General features: G+C 70.4%; 17 protein-coding genes and 1 pseudogene. 8 read left to right on the top strand and 10 right to left on the bottom strand.

The window, feature by feature from the left end:
* Positions 1-19: 19 nt before the first annotated feature.
* The 3 genes from AB0O15_RS11505 to AB0O15_RS11495 form a co-directional block, all read right to left on the bottom strand.
* Positions 20-565, bottom strand: coding sequence for a dihydrofolate reductase family protein (locus tag AB0O15_RS11505; protein ID WP_364317395.1), 546 nt, complete (start codon positions 563-565; stop codon positions 20-22).
* A gap of 57 nt (positions 566-622) precedes the next feature.
* The gene (locus AB0O15_RS11500; RefSeq protein ID WP_364317393.1) at positions 623-3037 is read right to left on the bottom strand and encodes an excinuclease ABC subunit UvrA; all 2415 of its coding nucleotides are present in this window, start codon (positions 3035-3037) and stop codon (positions 623-625) included.
* 89 nt (positions 3038-3126) lie between these two features.
* Entirely contained in the window at positions 3127-4308 is a 1182-nt protein-coding gene (locus AB0O15_RS11495; RefSeq protein ID WP_364317391.1) for a sulfite oxidase, read from the bottom strand.
* 77 nt (positions 4309-4385) lie between these two features.
* Here AB0O15_RS11495 and AB0O15_RS11490 point away from each other — a divergent pair, with 77 nt between their 5' ends.
* The 6 genes and pseudogenes from AB0O15_RS11490 to AB0O15_RS11465 all read left to right on the top strand — a co-directional run bounded on the left by AB0O15_RS11490 (position 4386) and on the right by AB0O15_RS11465 (position 7958).
* Positions 4386-4673 carry a LysR family transcriptional regulator gene (locus AB0O15_RS11490; RefSeq protein WP_364317389.1) on the top strand — a complete coding sequence of 96 codons (288 nt, stop codon included), beginning with the start codon at positions 4386-4388 and terminating at the stop codon, positions 4671-4673.
* A gap of 98 nt (positions 4674-4771) precedes the next feature.
* Positions 4772-5290, top strand: coding sequence for a flavin reductase family protein (locus tag AB0O15_RS11485; RefSeq protein ID WP_364317388.1), 519 nt, complete (start codon positions 4772-4774; stop codon positions 5288-5290).
* On the top strand, positions 5290-6495 hold the full coding sequence (locus tag AB0O15_RS11480) for an LLM class flavin-dependent oxidoreductase (RefSeq protein ID WP_364317386.1): 1206 nt from the start codon (positions 5290-5292) through the stop codon (positions 6493-6495). Before AB0O15_RS11485 ends, AB0O15_RS11480 begins: the two co-directional genes overlap by 1 nt.
* A pseudogene (locus AB0O15_RS11475) lies at positions 6492-6743 on the top strand (LLM class flavin-dependent oxidoreductase); the annotation flags it as partial. The gene AB0O15_RS11480 and the pseudogene AB0O15_RS11475, both read left to right, overlap by 4 nt.
* Positions 6744-6912: 169 nt before the next feature.
* Complete coding sequence (locus AB0O15_RS11470; RefSeq protein WP_364317384.1) at positions 6913-7701, top strand: LLM class flavin-dependent oxidoreductase; 789 nt, start codon at positions 6913-6915, stop codon at positions 7699-7701.
* Positions 7617-7958, top strand: a complete 342-nt coding sequence (locus AB0O15_RS11465; RefSeq protein ID WP_364318116.1) for a hypothetical protein — start codon at positions 7617-7619, stop codon at positions 7956-7958. The genes AB0O15_RS11470 and AB0O15_RS11465 overlap by 85 nt, the downstream gene beginning before the upstream one ends.
* On the opposite strand, the gene AB0O15_RS11460 is transcribed toward AB0O15_RS11465, so the two are convergent.
* Positions 7870-8388 (bottom strand): LURP-one-related family protein, encoded by a 519-nt coding sequence (locus AB0O15_RS11460; protein WP_364317382.1) that lies wholly within the window; start codon positions 8386-8388, stop codon positions 7870-7872. The genes AB0O15_RS11465 and AB0O15_RS11460 overlap by 89 nt on opposite strands.
* Positions 8389-8494: 106 nt before the next feature.
* Here AB0O15_RS11460 and AB0O15_RS11455 point away from each other — a divergent pair, with 106 nt between their 5' ends.
* Positions 8495-9625, top strand: a complete 1131-nt coding sequence (locus AB0O15_RS11455; RefSeq protein WP_364317381.1) for an LCP family protein — start codon at positions 8495-8497, stop codon at positions 9623-9625.
* A 285-nt stretch (positions 9626-9910) separates the two neighbouring features.
* Positions 9911-10354: a hypothetical protein gene (locus AB0O15_RS11450; protein WP_364317379.1), complete on the top strand. Its 444-nt coding sequence runs from the start codon at positions 9911-9913 to the stop codon at positions 10352-10354.
* On the opposite strand, the gene AB0O15_RS11445 is transcribed toward AB0O15_RS11450, so the two are convergent.
* The 6 genes from AB0O15_RS11445 to AB0O15_RS11420 form a co-directional block, all read right to left on the bottom strand.
* Positions 10347-11288: a cyclase family protein gene (locus AB0O15_RS11445; protein WP_364317377.1), complete on the bottom strand. Its 942-nt coding sequence runs from the start codon at positions 11286-11288 to the stop codon at positions 10347-10349. The two genes, AB0O15_RS11450 and AB0O15_RS11445, sit on opposite strands and share 8 nt — an antisense overlap.
* Positions 11281-12033, bottom strand: a complete 753-nt coding sequence (locus tag AB0O15_RS11440; protein ID WP_364317375.1) for a helix-turn-helix domain-containing protein — start codon at positions 12031-12033, stop codon at positions 11281-11283. The genes AB0O15_RS11445 and AB0O15_RS11440 overlap by 8 nt, the downstream gene beginning before the upstream one ends.
* 179 nt (positions 12034-12212) lie before the next feature.
* Positions 12213-13268, bottom strand: coding sequence for an extracellular solute-binding protein (locus tag AB0O15_RS11435; RefSeq protein ID WP_364317373.1), 1056 nt, complete (start codon positions 13266-13268; stop codon positions 12213-12215).
* A 9-nt stretch (positions 13269-13277) separates the two neighbouring features.
* The gene (locus AB0O15_RS11430) at positions 13278-14345 is read right to left on the bottom strand and encodes an ABC transporter ATP-binding protein (protein ID WP_364317371.1); all 1068 of its coding nucleotides are present in this window, start codon (positions 14343-14345) and stop codon (positions 13278-13280) included.
* 8 nt (positions 14346-14353) lie between these two features.
* Complete coding sequence (locus AB0O15_RS11425) at positions 14354-15169, bottom strand: ABC transporter permease (RefSeq protein WP_364317370.1); 816 nt, start codon at positions 15167-15169, stop codon at positions 14354-14356.
* Positions 15166-16038, bottom strand: coding sequence for an ABC transporter permease (locus AB0O15_RS11420; protein ID WP_364317368.1), 873 nt, complete (start codon positions 16036-16038; stop codon positions 15166-15168). Before AB0O15_RS11420 ends, AB0O15_RS11425 begins: the two co-directional genes overlap by 4 nt.
* Positions 16039-16051 lie beyond the last annotated feature (13 nt).

Here is a 16051-nt window from a genome sequence, read left to right as displayed (position 1 = left end):
TGCCCGACCCGCCGGGTGATCATCTGGTCTGGTACCTCAACGCCACCGCGCCCGAGCGGAATTCGTGGCGGCCCACCAGCGTCAGGTCGACGTACTTGGACAGGCCCGCGAATGGCGTCGGTCCGTGGCCCGCCAGCCTGGGCTGGACCAGGAACTCGTACTCGTCGATCAGGCCCAGCTCGGCCAGCGCCAGCGGGAGCGTCACGCCTCCGACGTAGATCCCCTTGCCCGGCTCCTGCTTGAGCCGCTGAACGGCCGTCGCCAGGTCGCCGCGCACCAGTTCGGCGTTCCAGTCGACCTGGTCCAGGGTGCTCGACACGACGTACTTCCTGGTGGCGTTGATCGTCCGGGCGAACGGCTCCATCCAGTCGGGCCGGGTTCCGGGCTCCGCCGGTTGCCGCCAGCCCGCCTCCATCATCTCGTAGGTCACCCGGCCGAACAGGAGAGCATCGGCCCGGCCCAGGATCTCGGCGGTGTAGCGATGCAGTTCCTCGTCCGGCGTGCCGGCCCGGTGATCGCAGCACCCGTCGAGGGTGACGTTGATGGAATAGCGGAGCGGTCGCATGGCGGGAGAATACCGCTGGGTCCAGCCGTCGCACAGCGTTCTGCTGGTCGGCCGGGATCAGGCCCTGAGGTACGGGCCGGTGACGCTGGCCGGGTCGGCGGCCACCTCGGACGGCGTGCCCTGGGCGACGATGCGACCGCCGGCCGGGCCGCCGCCCGGGCCCATGTCGATCACCAGGTCGGCCGCCGCCAGCACGTCCAGGTCGTGGTCGATCACGACGATCGTGGCGCCGTCGGCCAGCAGCCGATCGAAGACCTCGACCAGGGTACGGATGTCCACCGGATGCAGGCCGGTCGACGGCTCGTCGAGCACGTAGAGCACGTCCCGCTGGCTGGACCGGAGGCGGGCGGCGATCCGCAGGCGCTGCGACTCCCCGCCGGACAGGGCGGGCGTGGGCTCGCCGAGGCGCAGGTAGCCGAGCCCGACGTCGAGGATGGGGCGCAGCGGGCGGGCGATCGCGGCCACGTCGGCGAACCGGTCGAGCGCCTCCCGCACGGTCAGGCCGAGCACGTCGGCGATGGTCGCGCCGTCCACCCGTACGCCGAGAATCTCGTCCTTGAACCTGGCTCCTTGGCAGGTGGGGCAGGTGACGTTGATGTCGGGCAGGTATTGCACGTCGAGGTCGACGGAGCCGAGGCCGCGGCAGGTCGGGCACTGGCCCTGCCTGGTGTTGAAGGAGAAGTGGCCGGCCGTCATCCCGGAGGCGACGGCGAAGTGGGCGCGGATCGCGTCGAAGGCGCCCGAGTAGGTGCTGGGCGTGGACCGGGCGTTGAGACCGATCGGGGTCGCGTCGATCTCGACCACCTGGCGGATCGAGCCCAGTTCGAGCGTCCGGACGTGGCCGGGCAGGGGCCGGCCGGCGAGGCGGGCGCGGGCGGCCGGGACCAGGCTGTCGAGCACGAGCGCGGTCTTGCCGGCGCCGGACGGGCCGGCCAGCGCGGTGAGCCGGTTGATCGGGATGCTCGCCGTCACGTCGCGCACGTTGTAGAGGCTGGTCACCTCAATCGTCGCGTGCTGGTTCGGGCTTCCGGTCGAAGCCCTTTCCACCGCGGGCCGGCCGGCCAGGTAGGGCCCGATGATCGATTTCTTGTTCTTGGCGATCTGGGCCGGCGTGCCCTGGGCGATGACCGTGCCGCCGAGCCGCCCGGCGCCGGGGCCCATCTCGATGATCCAGTCGGCGGTGCGGATCACGTCCAGGTCGTGCTCGACGATCACCACCGAGTTGCCGTTGGCGGCCAGCGCGTCGATCGTCCGGCGCAGTCCCTCGACATTGCTGGGATGCAGGCCGACCGACGGCTCGTCGAGCACGTAGAGCATGCCGGTGGTGTTCGCGCGTACGGTCGAGGTCAGCTCGATCCGCTGCCGCTCGCCGGTCGACAGGGTGGCGCCCGCCCGGTCCAGGCCCAGGTAGCCGAGCCCGAGGTCGAGCAGCGGGGCGATCGCCCCGGTCAGCTCGCCGATCAGGCCCTTGGTCATCCGGTCCAGCTCGGCCGGCATCAGCGGCGGCAGGCCGTCGGCGAACGCGGCCAGGCGATCGAGGTCGAGCGCGCTGATCTCGGCCAGGTTCCGCCCGTCCAGCCGGGAGGCGAGCGCCTCCGGGCGCAGCCGGGCCCCGTGGCAGACCGAGCAGGTGTGCGCGTTCAGGTACTTGGCGCTCTCGGACTTCTCGGCGGCGGTGATCGCGTTGTCGTAGGTGACGTTCAGCTCGACCGCCCGCCCGTTGCGCCCCGACACGGTGACCGGCTGCTTCACCGGCCTGCCGTGCATGACCAGCTTCTTCTCCTTGGCCGACAGCTTCCGGTACGGCACGTCGAGGCGGACACCGAGCTCACCGGCGGCGTACATGCTGAGTCGCCGGCCGCCGACGTTCCACGGCAGCACCGCGCCGTCGGCGATCGACTTGTCCGGGTCGGGGACGAGCGTGTCCGGGTCGACCTCGAACCGGGTGCCGATGCCGTTGCAGGCCGGGCAGGCGCCCGTCGAGTTGAACGCGAACGACTCGGCGCCGGGCATCTCGAACCGTACGCCGCAGACCGGGCAAGCGATCTCCATGGCCTGCGTGGTGATCGACGGGGGGACGTCGTGGCCGTTGGGGCAGCGATGCGTCCCGAGCCTCGACATGATCAGCCGGAGCACGTTCAGGACCTCGCTCATCGTGCCGACCGTGCTGCGCGGCCCCGGGACCGGCGGGCGCTGCCGCAGCGCGAGCGCCGGCGGCAGGTGGTCGATGCGGTCGGCGTCGGGGCGTTCGGCCTGGGTGAGCCTGCGGCGGCTGTACGTGCTGAGGCCGGCCAGGAACCGGTGCAGACCCTCGGCGTACAGCGTGCCCATCGCCAGTGACGTCTTGCCCGACCCGGACACCCCCGCCACCACGACAACCTGCCAGAGCGGCACGTCAACATCGAGATCACGAAGCGTGTTGTGCCGTACGCCGCGAGCCTCGATGGCCCGCGGAAGATCCTTCAGCGCCATCCCCTCAGTCAAGCGGACCCGCAGGTCATCGTCTCGTCGATTCCGTCACACGGGCGCCCGTGTGACGGCGCGGCGGAAGCGGGGGTTGGTCAGGCCGCGCTGATCTGGACCGGGTGGCGGACGACGGCGTCGAAGAGGTAGCCGAGGGTGTTGTGGACCGTGGTCTCGGGCTGGGTGTTGCCGCGGGCGTCGGTGGCGCGGGCGCGTAGCTCGGCGGGACCGGCGGTGGCCGGGCGCCAGTCGAACTCCCAGCGCTGCCAGGCCGTGGACGGGCCGACTTTGCGGACGTGGCGCCAGGACACGCCGCCGTCGGTGCTGACCTCGACGCGGCGGATGGGGGCGTGCGCCGACCACGAGCGGCCTCGCAGGCGGGTGGTGCGGCCGGCCGGCAGGGTGGCGTTCTCGTCGAGTTCGAAGGCGCTCTTGATGGTCTGCTCGTCGAACGGGCGGCCCTCGGCGGGGTAGGCGTCGCCGAACAGGCGGTAGAACTGGGTGTTCCACGGGGTGAGGACGGGCGTGTCGGAGACCTCGATGCGGCCCAGCCACTTGATCGACGCGATGCCGATCCAGCCGGGGACGATCACCCGCACGGGATGGCCGTGGTCGGGTGGCAGGGGCTCGCCGTTCATCTCGTAGGCCAGGATGACGTCGCGCAGCGCCTTGCCGACGGGCAGCGGGCGCCGCACCGGGCCCAGGTCGACGCCGCCGGTCACGAAGTTGGGGTCGAGGCCGATCGGCAGCACGTCGACCGCCCGGTTGCTCAGGCCGGCCAGCCGCAGGACGGTGGACAGCCGCACCCCGCGCCACCGGGCCACGCCGACGGCGCCCAGGTGCCACGCCGTGCCGGAGACCGCCTGGCCCTGCTGGCCGGTGAAGTAGCCGCGGCCGTTGCCGGCGCACTCGACCGCCGCGGTGATCGTCTCGGACGGCAGTTTCCGCAGCTGGTCGTACGTGAAGGAGACCGGACCACCGCGCAGGCCGGAACCGGTCACGTCGAGCCGCCAGGTCGCGGCGTCGATGATCGGCGTGCTGGTGTGGTTGCGGACGAAGAACCGGTCGATCGGCACCAGGTGGCCCTGGCCCCGCATGGCCGGCCAGCGCATCTCCGCGTTGGTGCCGAGCACGGTGAAGAACTCGGGCGGCAGCGGCTTGATGATCGGCCCGGCGGCCGCGGCGGGGGAGGCGGTGGCGGCCACGCCGCCGAAGGCGCCCACGGCGGCGGCCAGCTTGATCAGGTCTCGCCGGGGGAGGCGCGGGAAGTCGAGCGACATGCGTCGAAATCTATCGCACCCATAGGAGATGACGGAACGAAAACATTCTCTTATCAATGCCTTGTTAGCGTCCGGACATGGAGCAGACGCTGGACATCGTGGCCCTGAGGAGCCTGGTCGGCGTGGCCGACTACGGCGGCTTCCATCGCGCCGCCGACGTGTTGCGGGTCAGCCAGTCGGCGATCAGCCCGCACGTCCGCCGGCTGGAGAAGGTCGTCGGCCGGCCGCTGGTCGAGCGCCGGGCGCGGCACGCCGCGTTCACCACCGACGGGCAGGCGCGCCGGGGCGCTGATCCGGCCCTGGGCGCCGCCGTCGCCAAGGCGCTGCGCGGCACCCTGGCCACCCCGTTGCGCGCCGCGTCCTGAGCCGGCCGACGCATGATCAGACCGATCAGCAATTAGCATCGATCAAATCCCCATCTCTCCCATAGGAGATCGGGGTAGAAGCACTGAGGAGGGCCATCGTGACCATCGCTCCGATCCGTCAGGACCCCGCTGTGGACGCTGATCTGTTCCGCGCGCTGCTGCGCCGCCACGCCGCCGCTGTCGTCGTCGTGACCGCCCCGGGGACGCCGCCGGCCGGGTTCACCGCCACCTCGTTCACGTCCGTCTCGCTCGACCCGCCGCTGGTGTCGTTCTGCCTGGCGCACTACGCGTCCTCCTGGCCGGCCGTCGCGTCCGCCGGCACCGTCGCCGTGCACGTGCTCGGCCAGGATCAGGAGAAGGTCGCCCGGACCTTCGCGACCAGCGGCATCGACCGGTTCGCCACGCACGGCGACTGGCAGGCCGGGCCGGACGGCGTGCCGCTGCTCAACGGCGTGCTGGCCCGCATGGTCTGCCGCGTGGTCCAGCGGGTCGAGGCCGGCGACCACTCGATCGTGCTGGCCACCCCGGAGACCGGTCACCACGTGGTCGACGAGGACGCGACCCCGCTGGTCTACCACGCCGGCCGCTACGCCCAGCTCGACCCGAAAGCCGCCTGATGCTGCGCAAAGGCATCGCGACAACGGCCTCGGTCCTGATGCTGGCGGCCTGCTCAGCCGGCCAAAATGTCCGGACGGACGCGGGATCCACCTGGGAGGCGCACGAGTTCGCCGCCCGGGCCGCCGACATCGTGCTCGTGACACCGACGCCGGGCACGTTCGACCTTCCCGGTCACGTCGACCTGGTCTACTCGCCCGGCAACCCGGTGGAATCCGACGCGTACGTGCACACCGGGTCGGTGACCGAGCTGGCCGACCTGCTCGCCGACTGGCACGCCCTCGGCGTCCCGGGCTTCCGGCTGCGCGGCGAGCTCGACCCGGTCACCCGCGAGCTGGTGCCGCTGCTGCGCCGGCGAGGACTGTTCGAGCTGAAGGCCGGGACGCTCCGGGAACGCCTCGGTCTCGCACCCGCGATCAACCGCTACGAACAGGGGCCCACGTTGCCTAAACAGGTGATCCTCGCCGCGCACTTCCCGGGCGTGAACAACACGACCGTGTGGAGCGACCCCGACGCCGGCAGCCAGATCGAGTTCCCCAGCTTCGAACACCTGGCCCGCACCGCCGAGCGCGGGAAGTTCGACTTCTTCTTCCTGGCCGAGGGGCTGGCGCTGCGGGAACAGCGCGGCCGGATCCACGATCTGGACGTGGTCGGACGGCCGGACACGCTGACCGTGCTGGCCGCGCTGGCCGGCGTCACCACCCGTCTCGGGCTGGCCGGCACGCTCAACGCCACCTTCCACGAGCCGTACGAGCTGGCCCGTCAGCTGGCCACCCTCGACCACCTCTGCGGCGGCCGGGCGGCCTGGAACGTGGTCACCTCGTCGGGCCCGTTCTTCGGCGCCAACTTCCGCCGCGGCGGCTTCCTGCCCTACGAGCAGCGGTACGAGCGGGCCGGCGAGTTCATCCGGACCGCCAAGGAGCTGTGGGACACCGGCGGCGGCGAGTTCCGCCACCGCGGCGACCAGTTCGACATCATCGAGGTGACCGGCCGGCAGAACTTCATCGGCACCCCCGCCCGGGTCGCCGAGCTGCTCAACGAGTACGTGCAGACCGACGCCTGCGACGGCTTCATCCTGGTGCCGCACCTGACGCCGACCGGCCTGGACGAATTCGTCGACACCGTGGTGCCGCTGCTCCAGGAGCGCGGCGTCTTCCGCACCGAGTACACCTCGTCGACCCTGCGCGGACACCTGGGGCTGTCATGAAGTTCCTGCTGCTCACGCTGATCACGCACACCGACCCGGCGCAGTCGCCGGAACAGCGGTTCCGCGAGGTGGTCGACAACGCGGTCCTGGGCGAAGAGCTGGGATTCGACGGGTACGCCGTGGGCGAGCGTCACGAGCGCCCGTTCATCTCGTCCTCGCGGCCGGTCGTGCTCAGCCACATCGCCGCCCGGACCTCGCGCATCGAACTGTGGACCGGGGTCACCACGCTCAGCCTGCTCGACCCGGTGCGCGCCTTCGAGGACTACTCCACCCTGGACAACCTCTCGGGCGGGCGCCTGACGTACCGGCCGATCTACCAGAAGCGGCTGGCCATGTTCCGGCGGCTCGGCCTGGAACCGGTCTTCCCGACGCTGGAGGACGCCATCGACCGCAGGTCCATCCTGGTCGGCAGCCCGCATGCCCGTACCCCTGTCGATCCTCGATCTGGCCCCGCTGGTGTCCGGCGGGACCGCCGGGGACGCGCTGCGCCGGACCATCGACCTCGCGCAACGGGCCGAGGCCTTCGGGTACGCCCGCTACTGGGTGGCCGAGCACCACTTCACGCCCGGGGTGGCCTCGTCCCAGCCGGCCCTGCTGCTCGGCCAGATCGCGGCGCACACCTCGCGGATCCGGCTCGGGCCCGGGGCGGTGCAGGCCGGGCATCAGACGCCGCTGACCATCGTCGAACAGTTCGGGCTGCTCGACGCCCTTCATCCCGGCCGGTTCGACCTGGGTCTGGGGCGGTCCGGTCAGCGGCGAACGTCGTCGTCGTCGCCGGCTTCGTCGCCGCCGGCCTCGGCGGCCGAGCCGGAGCCGGCGCGGACCGTCGACGGCCTGCTGATCCCCGCCCCGTTCTCGTTCGCGCCGCTGCTGGCCTCGGCGCGGTTCGCGCTCTTCGCCCGCCTGCTGCAGCAGCCCGGCGCCGAGTCGCCCGACCTGCCCGAGGTCCTGGCCGACATCCAGGCGCTGCTGGCCGGCCCGATCACCGACGACGAGGGCAACCAGGCACGGGCCGTTCCCGGCCTCGGCGCCGACGTCGAGATCTGGATCCTCGGCTCCAGCGGTGGCCTCAGCGCCCAGTGGCGGGGGAGCGCGGCCTGCCGTTCGCGGCCAACTACCACGTGGCCCCGGCCGCCGTGCTGGAGGCGGTCGAGGCCTACCGGGCCGCGTTCAAGCCGTCCGGCGTGCTGGCCGAGCCGAAGGTGATGGTCTCGGCCGACGTGGTGGTGGCCGACGACGACGAGACCGCCCGCCGCCTGGCTTCGCCGTATCGCCACTGGGTCCGCAGCATCCGCACCGGCCAGGGCGCGATCCCGTTCCCGTCGGAGTCGGATGCCGCCGCGCTGGACTGGACCGACGACGTCGCGCTGACGATCAGTCGTCGTCGTCGTCCTTCTTCTTCTCCTCCTCCTTCTTCTCCTGGCGTTCCAGGGCCAGGTCGAGGGCGAGCACGCTGCCGATGATCAGCAGCGGGTCCTCGCCCGGGGTGACCTGGACGGCGTAGGTGTCACGGATGGTCAGCCACCGCTTGGAGACCGCGGCCACCTCGGCCCCGCCGCGCTCGATGACGTACTCGTGGTCGAGCAGGTCGCCCTTCATCTCCAGGTCGTCCGGCCCGGGCACGTCGATGGTGAACCTGTCCCGGAACGGGGTGAACAGTTTCTTGCGGACCTCGGCCGCCTTCTCGCCGCCGATCCGGATCTCGTAGGTCGGCCGCATCGCGACCAGGTGGCGGTGCACCGTGGCCAGTTCGTTGCCGGCCGGATCCTCGATCACCACCTTGTTGCGTACGCTTAGTACCTTTCCATCGACCCGGTAGACCTTCTGGCCGTTCTCGTCGAGAACGTCGAAGTCGTCACCGATCGAGAAAAACTTCTCCCTGATCACCAACATGATTCGATTCTCCGCCGGCCGCGGCGGCTGGGCACACACAGACCCGACCCTGTACGCTCCGCGGCTGAGTTGTTGACCATGTCGCCGATTCACTGGGGTCGCATCGATGGCTAAAAAGCCACGCAAGTCGCCGGTCTGGGCGGTTGTCACCATCGTGTTCGGTGGGTTGCTGACCGTGGTCGGCGGGGGCGGTGCCATCGCGAGCCAGACGCTGGCCGCGCGGTACGCCGGCGCGGTGCAGACCGAGGACCTGTTCGGTGACGCCGGCGGGGTCAGCGAGGAAGAGGCCAAGAGCGACATCAAGGGCCCGCTGAACATGCTGCTGGTCGGCATCGACCCGCGGAAGCCGGAGACCCCGCCGCTGGCCGACTCGATCATGGTCGTGCATGTCCCGGCGACGCTCGACAAGGCGTACATCTTCTCGGTCCCACGAGACACCTACGTCACGATCCCGGCCTTCGCCAAGTCCGGCACCGGCGAGCAGCGCGGCAAGATCAACGGCGCCATGTCGATCGGCAGCCACGTGCCCGGCAAGCCGCTGCCCAGCGCGACCCAGGGCTTCGAGCTGCTCAGCAAGACGGTGTCGAAGCTCACCGGCATCAAGAAGTTCGACGCCGGCGCGATCATCAACTTCGACGGCTTCAAGAAGGTCGTCGACGCGATGGGCGGCATCGACATCTACGTCGACGAGCGCACCGAGTCCGAACACCTCCAGCCCAACGGCAAGGGCCGCCCGTTCCGGCCGTCGTCCCGGGGCGACGAGCACCCGTACGTCGGTCCGAAGAAGGTCTACGAGGTCGGCAACCAGCACCTCGTCGGCTGGCAGGCGCTCGACTTCGCCCGGCAGCGCTACGGCCTCAAGGGCACCGACTACGCCCGCCAGCGGCACCAGCAGCAGGTCCTCAAGGCGATCGCCAAGAAGGCGGCCAGCGGCGACGTGGTGACGAACCCGGTCAAGCTGGACAAGGTGCTCACCGCGGCCGGAAAGTCCCTGACCTTCAACGGCCGCGGCAAGTCGGTGCTCGACTACGCCCTCGCCCTCAAGGGCATGCGCCCCGACAACATCACCACGATCAAGCTGATCGGCGGCACCTACTCCGGTGGCGGCAGTCAGTACCTGGGCGAGCAACTGGTGCCGGCCACCGACGACCTGTTCGCGGCGATCCGCGCCGAGAAGATCGACGAGTTCCTGCTGAGCCACCCCGAGTTCGTGAACACCACCACGGCCGTCAAGTAGCGGCCGGGCTCAGGGCCGGCCCTGGTCGGCACCACCGCCTACGTGACCGGCGCCGCCCTGCGGTCGACGCCGTCCGCGGTGGGCAGCGCGATGGGCTCGGTGGTCCAGCGCGCCGACGAGCTCGCCCCGGGCCAGGGCGCGCTGGTCCAAGATGCGGGTACCCCGATCAGCTCCTGGCCGACCCGCGGGAGGTCTGACGGCCGAAGGAGTGGGCCAGGATCCTAGGATGGCCTAGGCGTGGTGCGGGGCAGCACAGAAGATCATCAGCACCTAGGGTAGGTCGCCGTGACCAACCCCGCTCAGCCCGTCCGCAAACGCCGGACCTGGCTCATCGTCGTCATCGCGGTGCCCCTGGTGCTCGCCGCGGTGTGTGTGTTCGGCATGATCCGGCTCTACCTCGGCGTCAAGGGCGTGACCGACAAGGAGAGCGCGGCGAAGCAGGCCACCACCGACTACATCGAGGCGGCCAAGAACGGGATCGACCAGGCCGAGTACGACACCTTCTGCGCCGAGGCGAAGGAGGAGTACCGGCTCCAGGACGTCGCGGCGCCGCAGCCGGTGGCCGGCTACCGGATCCTCGACGCCGCCATGGAGTACGAGCGGGGGCAGGCCACGGTCAGCGTCGAGATCAAGCACCCGGACGGCGCGACCAGCGTCGAGTCGTACATCGTGAACGAGGACAAGCAGGAACAGTGGCGGATCTGCGGGTTTCCCAACCTGGCTAAGTGATCGCGATGGCGTTGGGCGGGGAGCCGACGCCGCCCGGAATGTTCAGCGGCTTGCAGGTCAGGAAGAAGTCGTAGCGGCCGGTGGCGGCGCAGTGGGCGGCCAGCTCGTCGAGCTTCCACAGTTCCCCCATGGCCATGCCCAGCAGGGCGATCAGCGGGCGGTGGAGCATGCCGCTGTGGTCGACGCCGCGGTCGGGCGGGCGTTCGCCGGGCGTCCGGAAGTCGGAGTCGATGACCGGGTCGGCCTCGACCGCGGGAGTGTCGCCGGCGACCAGGGCGATCTCGTGGTCCCAGAGCCAGCGGAGCGTGGCCGTGCGCTGGGCCAGGCCCGGCGATCGGTTGCGCCGGTTGAACTCGGCCCGGGAGGCGGGGCTCTTGGCCACATAGTTCTCGGCCCATCCGGTACGGAGCAGAAGGATGTCGCCGCCATGGAAGCCGACGCCCTGGGCCGCGGCGATCTCGTCGAGCAGGGGAGCGTCGAGCACGACCGTGGTCTCGACGTCGTACTCGAGGTGGGAACGAACGTCCAGCAGCACCCCGCGGCCCGCGATCCCGTCCGCGGCCCAGTGGTGGATGCCGAGGTCGGTGGAGTCGGGGGACTGTCGGTTGTAGAAGCCGTGCGTGGGGTGGCCGATGTGCCGCAGCGAGTCGAGCTGTGAGGTGGACTGGAGGTAGAACGAGTCGAGCCAGTCGTCGCGGTGGAACTCGTTGTTGGCGAACACGTGGTGCCGCGTCGGCGGGCGGGTGCCGGTGGGGTAGGGCTCGAACGCGTTGACCGGATAGTCCAGCCCGAACCGCGTGCCGGTGCGGATGAGGGCCGCGGCCGCCGCCACCCGCGACGGGGTCAGGAAGTTGATCGTGCCGCGCCGGTCGTCGGGGCCGAAGAACGACCAGCTGGAGTACGGCGGGGACGCCGATGCGAGGGAATCAAACAACGCTGCCTCCCAGTTCGGTGCTCAGGGCGCCGGTGGTGGCGAGCAGGTGCTCGACGGCCGGGGTCAGGTCGGGCACGTCGCCGGCGCCCAGGATGCCGACGGTCGCGGCCAGGCCGCCCTCGTCGAAGACCGGCGCGCCGACCACGAACGGGCCGCCGTGCGGGCGGACGAAGCTGAAGCCCCGCTGCCGCGCGGTCACGATGTCGGACTCGAGCTGGGCGCGGTCGGCCGGTGACAGCTCGGCGGTCATCTCGGCCATCATCGAGCTGTCGTCGGCGTACGCCAGGAAGAACCGGGTCTGCGCCGCGGTGACGTCGAGTTTCGTGCCGGGGTGCACGGTGACGACGACCATCCGGCTGGTGTCCTCCTCGGTCAGGGCGACGATCGGGCCGTGGGTGCCCATCACGCTGAGGACCGCCGTCATGCGGACGGCGGCGCTCAGCTTGCGAAGGTACGGTCCGGCGATCTCGACGACCCGCTGCCGGCCCAGGGCGAGCGTGCCGAGTTCGAGCATGAGCGGGCCGAGGGCGAACGCGCCGCGGCGGGCGCCGCGCCGGAGGATGCCCGCGGCGACCATCGACGCGCAGTACCGGTAGGCGGTGGTGCGGTTCAGGCCGGTGCGCTCGGCGATGTCGGCCGCGCTCAGCTCCAGGACGCGCGGGCCGAACAGCTCGCAGATCTGGCCGACGCGCGCGACCGCCCGGATGTCGCTGGTGAGGGCGTCGCTGGGCTCATTGTTCGCCATGACGGAATCCTAGTTCACCTGGTGGAGCACCAACCGAAGTGGAGCCACTACCTACCAACTAGTCGGTAAGTGGCGGGCGCTAAGTGACCAACTAGTTGGTAAGTGGCGGGGCGCTTAGTGACCAACTAGTCGGTAAGCGGCGGGGCGCTTACCGACCAACTAGTTGGTAAGTGGGGGCGTCATCCGACCAGCCAGTTGGTGAGCTTGGTGCTGGCGGCGTCGAAGTTCTCGGCGTACCAGTTGATGTCCTGCATCAGCACCTCGCCGGTGTTGACCGGTCCGAACGCCTCGACCTTCTTGGCGTTGGCCGAGAGCGCCGGCTTGGCCGCCTTGTTCACCGGCTGGGTGCCCAGCGCCTCGGAGATGCCGGCCACCTGCTCGGGCCCGCACAAAGTCTTGGCGAAGGCGAGGGCGGCGGCCTTGTGCGGCGAGCCCTTGGGGATGGCGAAGCCGTTCATGGCGGCCACGGTGACGTCCCAGACGACGGTGATGTCGGTGCCGTCGTTCATCAGGGGCACCAGCCGCGAGTCGGGCAGGATGAACATGTCCACCTGCTTGGCCCCGACGGCCTGCTGGAGGGCGCCGACGTTGGGCGCGAAGGTGGTCTTGTCGCGGATGGTGTCGAGCTTCTTCAGCGACCGGTCGACGTCCAGCGGGTACATGTCCTTGGGCGCGACGCCGTCGGCGAGCAGCGGGAACTCGAGGATGCCGTTCTGGATGTTGCTGAGGATGCCGCGCCGGCCGGGGAACTTCTTCAGGTCGAAGAAGTCGTCGACGCTCTTGGGCGCCTTGGCCGGGTCGGGGAAGGCCTCGGTGCGGTAGGCGATCGGGTTGGCGTTGATGAAGTTGCCGATGTAGCACTTGCCGATGGTGCCCTCGACCAGGGTCGACGTGTCGATGCCGGTGGCGTCGACCGGTTCGAAGAGTTTGTCGCACTGCTGGGTGGCGACGCCGGGGGCGACCGACACCAGGTCCCACTTCACCGAGCGGCTCATCACCTGGGCCTTGACCTGGGAGACGTCCGGCGGCGAGGTGTTCACGAAGGTGACGTTGGGGTGGGCCGCGGTGTAGGGCTTCTGGTACGAGTCGATCATGGCCTGCTGGCCGGCGCCGCCGTACGCGGTGAAGGTCAGGGTGACCTTGGCGTTCGGGTCGTCGGCGGCGGCCTCGCCACCGCCACAGCCGGCGAGCAGGGATAAGGCGAGGACGGCGGGGAGGACAAGCTTCCTGATCATGTGAGTTCCTTACGACGACGTGAGGACGAGGCGTTGCTGGGCGACCGGCCACCACGCGGTGACCGGCTGCCCGGGGGCGAGGGAGCTTGCGGTGGCGTCGAGCCGGGCGCGGCCCAGCACGCCGGTGTGGCCGAGGGAGAGCAGGGCGGTGCGGTAGGCGCCCATGTACTCGACCGCGCGGACGGTCGCGTTCACCGAGTTGGCGCCGGCGGGTGGTTCGCCGAGGTGGACGTCCTCGGGCCGGACGACCATGGCGACGCCCTCGGACGCGGGCGGGGGCGCGGCGATCGGCCAGATGCGGTCGTCCCAGATCACCTTGCCGTCGTCGACCGCGATCGGGGCGAAGACGTTGGAGTCGCCCAGGAATCGGGCGGTGAACAGGGTCGACGGGTTCTGGTAGAGATCCTCCGGGGTGCCGATCTGCTCGATCCGGCCGTTGTTGAACAGCGCGATCCGGTCGGAGAGGTTCATCGCCTCCTCCTGGTCGTGCGTCACGAAGACGAACGTGGTGCCGACCTCGGAGTGGATGCGGTGGATCTCGGCCTGGAGGGTGCCGCGCAGGTTGCGGTCGAGCGCGCCCAGCGGCTCGTCGAGCAGCAGCGCGGTCGGGCCGAAGACGATGGCCCGGGCCAGCGCGACCCGCTGTTGCTGGCCGCCGGAGAGCTGGGCCGGATAGTGGTCGTCGCGGCCGGTGAGCTGCACCAGTTCGAGTACCGAGGCGACCTTGCGGGTGATCTCGGCCTTGGCCAGCCTGCGTTCCCGCAGCGGGTAGGCGACGTTCTGGGCCACGGTCATGTGCGGGAAGAGCGCGTAGTTCTGGAACAGCATGCCCAGGTTGCGCTTGTGCGGTGGCAGGGCGCCGACGTCCCGGCCGTCGAACGCGATGGTGCCGGCGGTCAGCGTCTCGAACCCGGCGATCAGGTTGAGCGTGGTCGTCTTGCCGGAGCCGCTCGGGCCCAGCAGGGTCATGAACTCGCCCGGCTCGATGGTCAGCGACACGTCGTCGACGGCCGGGGCGGCCAGCCCGTAGTCCTTGGTGACCTCGGCGAGCCGGATCTGGGTGCCGGTGGCTGCCATGCGTACCCCTAACGGCCTTTGCGGACGAACTGCAGAACGAGGCAGATGGTGGTGACCGCGGTGACCACCACGCTGGACGACGCGGCGATGGTCGGGTCGATCTCGACGGTGACGCTGTTGTACATCTGCACCGGCAGCGTCTGGAGGGTCGGCGAGCGCAGGAACAGCGCGATGACGACCTCGTCGAACGAGGTGACGAAGGCGAACACGGCGCCGGTCACGATGCCGCGGGCGATCAGCGGCACGGTGACGTTGACGAAGGTGCGCAGCGGCGGCGCGCCCAGCGAGGCCGAGGCGCGCAGCAGTTTGGGGTCGAAGCCGCCGAGGGCGCTGGTCACCGACACGAGCACGAACGGCACGCCGATCGCCGCGTGCGCCAGCACGAACCCGCCGAACGTGCCGACCAGCCGCCACTGGAGGAAGGAGATGTAGATCGCGACCGCGATGACGATCGCCGGGGTGACGATCGAGATCATCAGCAGGGTACGGGCGAAGCGCGCCGGCCTCCCGCGCAGACTGTGCAGGCCCAGCGCCGCGGCGGTGCCGGCGACCGTGGCCAGCACCGACGCCAGCAGCGCGACCAGCACCGAGTTCTTCAGCGCGTCCAGCCACACCGGGTTGGTGAAGAAGTTCTGGTACAGCCGCAGCGAGAAGCCGCGGGGCGGGAACTGGAAGGTGGTCGCCTCGCTGAAGCTCATCGGGATGACGAACAGCGTCGGCAGGATGAAGTAGACGGCGACGACGGCGCCGATCAGCTTGAGCCACCACGGGATCGGGTCGACCTTGGCCGTGGCCTTGGCGGGTCGTTCCAGGACAGCGGTCATGGCCGCTCCTCCGGGGTCGCCGCCACCGCGCCGATCGCCGAGATGGTGCCGCCGACCCGGTTGGCCCAGGCCACCAGCACCAGCGTGATGACGAGCACGAGCAGCCCGAGGGCGCCGGCGCTCTCGAAGTCGAGCAGCTGGGTGGTGCGCTGGCCGAGCAGCTGGGCGACCAGGCTCTGCTGGGGCGAGCCGAGCAGCGCCGGCGTGACGTAGAAGCCGAGGCTGAGCGTGAAGACCAGGATCAGCCCGGAGACCACGCCGCCACGCGACAGCGGCCAGTAGATCTTCCAGAAGGCCGCCACCGGGTGTGAGCCGAGCCCGCGGGCGGCCAGCAGCAGCCGTCGGTCGATGCCGCCGAGCGCGCTGTACAGCGGCAGCACCATGAACGGCAGCAGGACCTGGCTCATGGCCACGGTCACGCCGGCCGTCGACTGGTAGAGCACCACGTCGAGGCCGAAGAGCTTGAAGAACGAGTTCACCGGCCCCTCGCGCTGCAGGATGATGATCCACGCGAAGTTGCGGGCCATCACCGAGGTCCAGAACGGGACCAGCACGACGACCAGCAGGATCCCGCGCATCCGCGGTCCGGTCCGGGTCATCAGGTACGCGTACGGGTAGCCGAGCAGGAACGCGATCACGGTCACCGCGAGCGCGGTCACCGCCGTGCGCCCGAGCACCCGCAGCGTCACGCCGTCGGTGAACAGCTCGCGGAAGTGGTCGAGGGTCAGGTCCGGCGAGCCGAGGCTCATGGCGATGCTCCGGCCCAGCGGCACCAGCAGGACGGCGACCAGCAGCGCCAGTGCCGGGAGCACCAGCAGCCAGTGCTTTCGAGGGGCCATGGTGCAGAAGTAGAGCAGCCGAAAGTTCATATTGCAACCGCGC

The sequence above is a fragment of the Actinoplanes sp. NPDC089786 genome, assembly GCF_040684855.1.
In the GTDB taxonomy this organism is placed as follows: domain Bacteria; phylum Actinomycetota; class Actinomycetes; order Mycobacteriales; family Micromonosporaceae; genus Actinoplanes.
The sequence above is the reverse complement of the archived record's forward strand: the minus strand, read 5'-3'. Positions and strand labels throughout refer to the sequence as shown.

What these genes read in the sequence shown, in the direction of transcription:
- AB0O15_RS11505 (WP_364317395.1), bottom strand. Translation starts at nt 565, where the DNA reads ATGCGACCGCTCCGCTATTCCATCAACGTCACCCTCGACGGGTGCTGC.
- AB0O15_RS11500 (WP_364317393.1), bottom strand. Translation starts at nt 3,037, where the DNA reads ATGGCGCTGAAGGATCTTCCGCGGGCCATCGAGGCTCGCGGCGTACGG.
- AB0O15_RS11495 (WP_364317391.1), bottom strand. Translation starts at nt 4,308, where the DNA reads ATGTCGCTCGACTTCCCGCGCCTCCCCCGGCGAGACCTGATCAAGCTG.
- AB0O15_RS11490 (WP_364317389.1), top strand. Translation starts at nt 4,386, where the DNA reads ATGGAGCAGACGCTGGACATCGTGGCCCTGAGGAGCCTGGTCGGCGTG.
- AB0O15_RS11480 (WP_364317386.1), top strand. Translation starts at nt 5,290, where the DNA reads ATGCTGCGCAAAGGCATCGCGACAACGGCCTCGGTCCTGATGCTGGCG.
- AB0O15_RS11470 (WP_364317384.1), top strand. Translation starts at nt 6,913, where the DNA reads ATGCCCGTACCCCTGTCGATCCTCGATCTGGCCCCGCTGGTGTCCGGC.
- AB0O15_RS11460 (WP_364317382.1), bottom strand. Translation starts at nt 8,388, where the DNA reads ATGTTGGTGATCAGGGAGAAGTTTTTCTCGATCGGTGACGACTTCGAC.
- AB0O15_RS11455 (WP_364317381.1), top strand. Translation starts at nt 8,495, where the DNA reads ATGGCTAAAAAGCCACGCAAGTCGCCGGTCTGGGCGGTTGTCACCATC.
- AB0O15_RS11440 (WP_364317375.1), bottom strand. Translation starts at nt 12,033, where the DNA reads ATGGCGAACAATGAGCCCAGCGACGCCCTCACCAGCGACATCCGGGCG.
- AB0O15_RS11435 (WP_364317373.1), bottom strand. Translation starts at nt 13,268, where the DNA reads ATGATCAGGAAGCTTGTCCTCCCCGCCGTCCTCGCCTTATCCCTGCTC.
- AB0O15_RS11430 (WP_364317371.1), bottom strand. Translation starts at nt 14,345, where the DNA reads ATGGCAGCCACCGGCACCCAGATCCGGCTCGCCGAGGTCACCAAGGAC.
- AB0O15_RS11425 (WP_364317370.1), bottom strand. Translation starts at nt 15,169, where the DNA reads ATGACCGCTGTCCTGGAACGACCCGCCAAGGCCACGGCCAAGGTCGAC.
- AB0O15_RS11420 (WP_364317368.1), bottom strand. Translation starts at nt 16,038, where the DNA reads ATGAACTTTCGGCTGCTCTACTTCTGCACCATGGCCCCTCGAAAGCAC.